Source organism: Okeania sp. SIO2B9 (genome assembly GCF_010672505.1).
Lineage (GTDB): Bacteria > Cyanobacteriota > Cyanobacteriia > Cyanobacteriales > Microcoleaceae > Okeania > Okeania hirsuta.
Genome location: NZ_JAAHGK010000402.1, coordinates 1 through 5,696, shown reverse-complemented (window position 1 = coordinate 5,696; position 5,696 = coordinate 1). Strand labels below are relative to the sequence as shown.

At 36.1% G+C, this 5,696-nt stretch carries 6 protein-coding genes; 4 read left to right on the top strand and 2 right to left on the bottom strand.

Going from position 1 to position 5,696, the window contains the following annotated elements:
* The 3 genes from F6K13_RS15475 to F6K13_RS15465 all read left to right on the top strand — a co-directional run.
* A partial coding sequence (locus F6K13_RS15475) for an EF-Tu/IF-2/RF-3 family GTPase (RefSeq protein ID WP_287287796.1) occupies positions 1 to 697 on the top strand: 697 nt, incomplete at its 5' end.
* Between the two features lie 259 nt (positions 698 to 956).
* Positions 957 to 1,265: a 30S ribosomal protein S10 gene (gene rpsJ, locus F6K13_RS15470; protein ID WP_202219847.1), complete on the top strand. Its 309-nt coding sequence runs from the start codon at positions 957 to 959 to the stop codon at positions 1,263 to 1,265.
* 386 nt (positions 1,266 to 1,651) lie between these two features.
* Positions 1,652 to 2,290 carry an LON peptidase substrate-binding domain-containing protein gene (locus F6K13_RS15465; protein ID WP_124146100.1) on the top strand — a complete coding sequence of 213 codons (639 nt, stop codon included), beginning with the start codon at positions 1,652 to 1,654 and terminating at the stop codon, positions 2,288 to 2,290.
* Between the two features lie 484 nt (positions 2,291 to 2,774).
* Here the strand turns inward: F6K13_RS15465 and F6K13_RS15460 are convergent, their stop codons facing one another.
* Positions 2,775 to 3,326, bottom strand: a complete 552-nt coding sequence (locus F6K13_RS15460) for a DUF1997 domain-containing protein (RefSeq protein ID WP_124146099.1) — start codon at positions 3,324 to 3,326, stop codon at positions 2,775 to 2,777.
* 121 nt (positions 3,327 to 3,447) lie between these two features.
* A complete protein-coding gene (locus F6K13_RS15455) occupies positions 3,448 to 4,038 on the bottom strand; it encodes a DUF1997 domain-containing protein (RefSeq protein WP_124146098.1) in 591 nt (196 codons plus the stop codon).
* A gap of 493 nt (positions 4,039 to 4,531) precedes the next feature.
* On the opposite strand from F6K13_RS15455, the gene pheA reads away from it, so the two are divergent.
* Complete coding sequence (gene pheA, locus F6K13_RS15450) at positions 4,532 to 5,422, top strand: prephenate dehydratase (protein ID WP_124146097.1); 891 nt, start codon at positions 4,532 to 4,534, stop codon at positions 5,420 to 5,422.
* Positions 5,423 to 5,696 lie beyond the last annotated feature (274 nt).

Sequence of the window (5,696 nt, the reverse complement as noted above, 5' to 3'; positions counted from 1 at the left end):
TGTAGAAGCACTAACAGCTAACCCAAGCATAGGAAAGGGTGAAAATGAGTGGGTAGATAAAATTCTCGCTCTGATGGATGAAGTTGATGGATATATTCCTACACCAGAACGCGATGTTGATAAGCCTTTCCTAATGGCGGTAGAGGATGTCTTCTCTATTACTGGTCGTGGTACTGTAGCTACAGGACGGATTGAGCGTGGTAAGGTTAAAGTCGGTGAAACTGTGGAATTGGTAGGTATCAAAGACACTCGTAATACCACAGTTACAGGTGTGGAAATGTTCCAGAAAATTCTGGACGAAGGAATGGCTGGTGATAATGTGGGATTACTACTACGTGGTATGCAGAAAGATGATATTCAACGTGGCATGGTATTGGCCCAACCAGGCTCTATCACTCCCCACAAAAAATTTGAATCTGAAGTTTATGTTCTCAAAAAGGAAGAAGGAGGTCGTCATACACCTTTCTTCCCTAACTATCGTCCTCAATTCTACATCCGGACAACAGATGTGACTGGTGCTATTGAGTCTTTTACTGCTGATGATGGTAGTGCGGCAGAAATGGTAATGCCTGGTGACCGGATTAAAATGACGGTTCAACTAATCAACCCAGTGGCAATTGAACAAGGTATGCGTTTTGCCATTCGTGAAGGAGGGAGAACTATTGGCGCTGGTGTTGTTTCTAAGATTATAGAGTAGGACAACTTCCTCAAAGATTAAGTGGCAGAAAAGTACATACATAACTTATTGATATTTGCTTTTCTGCTGCTTATTGATGAAGGTTAATTTTGATCAAAATAATAATTTTTTTGGAGGGTTACTTAAAATCTCCTTTACAAAAGCAACTTCTAACTTCAGAAAAAGGGGGTTGCTCAAAGTCCGAGTTGCAAAAATAACTACTGACTACTGACTTCATTAAAATCTGAACCTAGAAAATTAAAGAAGATAAATGGCCACAATTCAACAGCAAAAAATTCGGATTCGCCTCAAGGCATTTGACCGTCGTTTACTTGATACATCTTGTGAAAAAATTGTAGATACGGCAAATAGAACGGGAGCTACAGCTATTGGGCCAATACCATTGCCCACAAAACGACGCATTTACTGTCTACTGCGATCGCCCCACGTTGATAAAGATTCACGAGAACACTTTGAAACTAGGACACACCGTAGAATTATAGATATTTATCAACCTTCATCAAAAACAATTGATGCGCTGATGAAACTTGATTTACCAGCAGGTGTAGATATTGAAGTGAAGTTATAGCAAAATTAGTCCATGGGTAGTTGCTAGTCTAGAATTATTGAATGTACCCATGGCCTACAGTTATCCCTCGGACTTATATTAATGTACTTTGGTGAATAAGAATTCTGAGACACTACAATTTTTTGTGTTTGATGCTCAAAAATACAAATTTTTTACCAAAACTTCAAATTATCTTGATATTTATAGCAAGGAAGATTTGGTGTTTGGCATAGACTGCTGATGAACAGTAATACAGAGAAATGCTTTTCCTACTGTTCCCTGTTCCCTGCTATATGTAAAAATTCCCAAAAATCAAAAATATTAAGCCTATAGATATCTAAAGAATAGAAAAATCAGCTAAGGTATAAGAAGTATTAAGAAGCAAAACTTTATTTTAATGATGAAAGATGGCATCCTCTTCTGTAGCTGTTCGAGAACTTCCCCTATTTCCACTACCAGAAGTAGTATTATTTCCAGGTAGACCTCTACCACTACACATCTTTGAATTTCGCTATAGAATTATGATGAATACAGTTCTAGAAAGCGATAGTAGATTTGGTGTTTTGATGTGGGATTCTACTCAAGACCGACTTGTGGCCACTGGATGTTGCGCTAAGATTGAGAACTACCAACGCTTACCTGACGATCGGATGAAGGTTTTGACAGTAGGTGAGCAGAGATTTAGAGTTTTAGACACAATTAGAGAGAAACCTTATCTAGTTGGTTTGGTTGAGTGGATAGAAGATGATTCTTCAGAAAATACTCTTGGAGAGTTATCAAATCAAGTTGAAGCTTTGCTAAAAGATGTAGTTCATCTTTCAGGTAAACTTATGGACCAGAGTATAGAATTACCAACTGATATTCCTAGTTTACCAAAAGAATTGTCATATTGGGTAGCTAGCAATCTTTATGGGGTAGCAACTGAACAGCAAGCTCTTTTGGAGATGCAAGATACTGCTACTAGATTGGAAAGAGAAGTAGAAATTCTCACATCTACTCGCAATCATCTTGCAGCTAGAACTGTTCTGAAAGATACTTTAAAATAAACTTTAGCAATGAATGATGTATAAATTCAAGGCTTTTGTTTAGAGAAAGTTATCTCCAGGTTGGTTGAATACCCGCGCTCTCCTTATCAGGTAGGGTCGGGATGTTTGCTTCCGCATCCCTAAGGAAAAACCAATTAATCTTGTGCTTTTAGCAATAGTGTGTTATTATAGGTAAGTATGCAGGGCTAGCGGTTTCAGTATGTTGAGTAACCTTAAAACCGGAAAGAGGTAAAAGCCTTGGAAGTAGGTGTATTGTTAGTGTAGCTCCTCTGTCAAGAGGCAGCAGAAAGCCCTAATCAGCAATGGTTGAAATCTCGCGTTGTCGCAGGGGCGGAATGTCGGGATAATCTCAATAATAGAATATATAGCTCAATAATTGGTAGTGGGAATTAGGAAGCTACTTAATTGTACTTTCTGACTCACTTCCTAAATATTATTTTCCCATAAGCTTTGTCACAACCTCATCAAGTACTTTTTTAGAAAACTAAGCAGCTAGTAAACTCCTCTCTTCAGACTTTGCCCAGTTGCTATAGTCTAATAATAATTTATCCATCAATCCTTGCTTCATTTTGAGTAAGATACTACCTAATAAGTTATTTCCTGTAGATAGCAAAATCGACTTGGGTATTTTATTGAAAGGAGGAGGTAAAAATATTTGTAAAGCTAACTCTACTTTTCCCTCTAGAATAGTTTTTTTCTGAATTTTAGTTGGCTGCATTGTACCATTGAGATTCAATTGAAAATGTTCATTAATCATTTCAATCCCTTTCAGTTCGCAACCAACAGACTTTAAATTGACTACTCCTTCAGAAGTTGTCAAAATTTTCATGTCGATAATTGGTTCAATTTTCAACATAAAGAATTTGAGAGGGTTCATTTTCAAACGATATGTATCGTTAGTTAATTTTTCTATACAATTAGGGTTTGCTAGGACTTCTACAATACGTTGTGGTTGACTTAAATAACTGTTAATACTTATAGACTGCTCTGGAACGGGTATATTGACGGATTGAGATGCAAAAAAATTATTATACATAATAGTAGCTAGTAAAATTAAGTAATTTTTATTAAAACTATTAATGACCTTATATTAGAAGATATTAAATTTTGTAACAACTTCCGTCAAGCTGGAGTGGAGAGAACTAAATACTGCTAGGTTAAATTGCTTGACTACCAGCAGATAAAACAGAACCTTGTTGACTATTAGCTAATACCTCAGTTTCATTACAGGCCCATTGATGATAATCAGCTAATAGTTGATGGGTCAATCTTTGCTTAATTGTCATTAATACACTTTTAAGTAAACCATTACCAGTTGTTTCTAAAACTGGTAGAGGTGTTAACCATAATGGAGGAGGTAATTCTACCTTAACTTCTAAATCTGCTTTGCCTTTGAGATGAGTAACTCCTTTAATTTGGTAGTTTTGGAGAATACCAACTAGATTGAGGGCAAAACGCTGATTAATATATTCTACGCCACGAATTTCACAACCCTCTGACTTTAAGTAAATTGTGCCATTAGCGCTCGCCCAAACCCGTATATCTACAGTTGGTTGAATAGTTAACATCATAAAGTGTAGTGGACGCATTTTGAGGCGAAAGCTATCTTTGTCTAATTGCTCCAATCTTGTTGGATCTACCAAAGCATTTACTAGGCGTTTCGGTTGACGAAGATAGTGATGAATAGGAACTTGTTGCTCAACTACGGGAATATCTACTGATTGGGATGCGGTGAATCTAGTAATCATTATTTGTATATCTGTATAAAAATCAATACTTTAATACCTAAAGTTTATAAAATCTTCACATTTATTAATGTGACTTGGATCATACTGAAGTCTTCACTCAAATTTACTCATTAACCAGGAGGGGATTTAGGTAAAATTGAGTAATTCTAGTAATCATAATGGTTGATGGATGAGAACTAATTGAAGAAATATAACGTAATTTTACGAAGTGTAACTTATTCAATTTTATAGAAATTGGGCTTAACTAGCTATCAGCATTTTCCGTACCGGAATGCTCTGCAAACAACAATCAGCTTTCAGCGCGCTAAAAGCTCGGGTTTAAATCCCCGAATTTCTATAAGTCGTTTAATTTGAGGAGGGGTCGCGTATCCCCTTTCCGTTCCGGAATGCTCCGCAAACGCGCAGCTGACTGCTAAACGCTGAAATGCTGTTTGCGGAGCATGACCTGAAGAAACGCTTTTTAATCTAAAATCTAAAATAAAATGGAGATTTTATGACGATATCAATTGCACATCTTGGCCCTGCTGGCACCAATGCCGAGACAGCAGCAGTGGCATTTACTAATAAACTGAGTCAGCTTGGTCAAAAATCTTTTCTGTGTCCATATCCTAGTATTGCTCAAACTTTATGGGCAGTTTCTCAAGGGGAAGTTAATTTGGCAGTTGTACCTGTAGAAAATTCTATTGAAGGGAGTGTTACTGTTACTCTGGATACACTTTGGCAATTGGACTCTTTAGAGATTCAAACAGCATTAGTATTGCCTATTTCTCATGGATTAATATCATTAGCTGATAGTTTTGAGGAGATTAAAACAGTTTATTCTCATCCACAAGCTTTAGCTCAATGTCAAGGTTGGTTAGAAAAATTTTTGCCACAAATACAGCAAATTCCAGATAATTCTACTACAGAAGCATTGCAACATTTAGGTAAGGATAGGAGTGCTGCAGCGATCGCTTCTCAAAGAGCGGCTCTACTTTATAAATTACCTATATTAGCTTATCCAATTAATGATTATCCTGACAATTGTACTCGCTTTTGGGTATTGAAAGAAGGATGTACAGAAATAGAAAATTCTGATTTAAAATTAATAATTAATAGGATAAATCAACCGGAAAATTCTATCTTTATTTCTCTAGGTTTCAGTGTGCCTGCAAATGTGCCAGGAGCTTTAGTGAAGCCTTTGGAAGTATTTGCTAAAAGGGGAATTAATATGAGTAGAATAGAGTCTCGTCCTACGAAGCGATCGCTAGGGGATTATTTATTTTTTATTGATATAGAAGTTAAGAATAATGATGATTTTATTGAGGTAGCAATAGAGGAATTGAAAACCTATACGGAAACCCTAAAAATATTTGGCAGTTATACGATTATGGCACTCAATTAAAAGATATCGTCATTGGCACATTGCCGATAAAATACCAGTTTTTTTACTGCAAATATCTTGTTTTCAAAGATGGTTAATATAATAGATTATTCCAATCTGATAAATCTAAATTTTGTATTCAGTCTAGATCATATTAAGTCTGTTTAATTAACAATGAAATACCATTTTTTATTTATGCTAATGGAATGACGGTTTTTAAAGAGTGCATTAGGTTTTTGAGTTTAATTTTTACTCTGGCAAGGTTTGAGCATTTTTTCCAAAGCAACATTTAAGA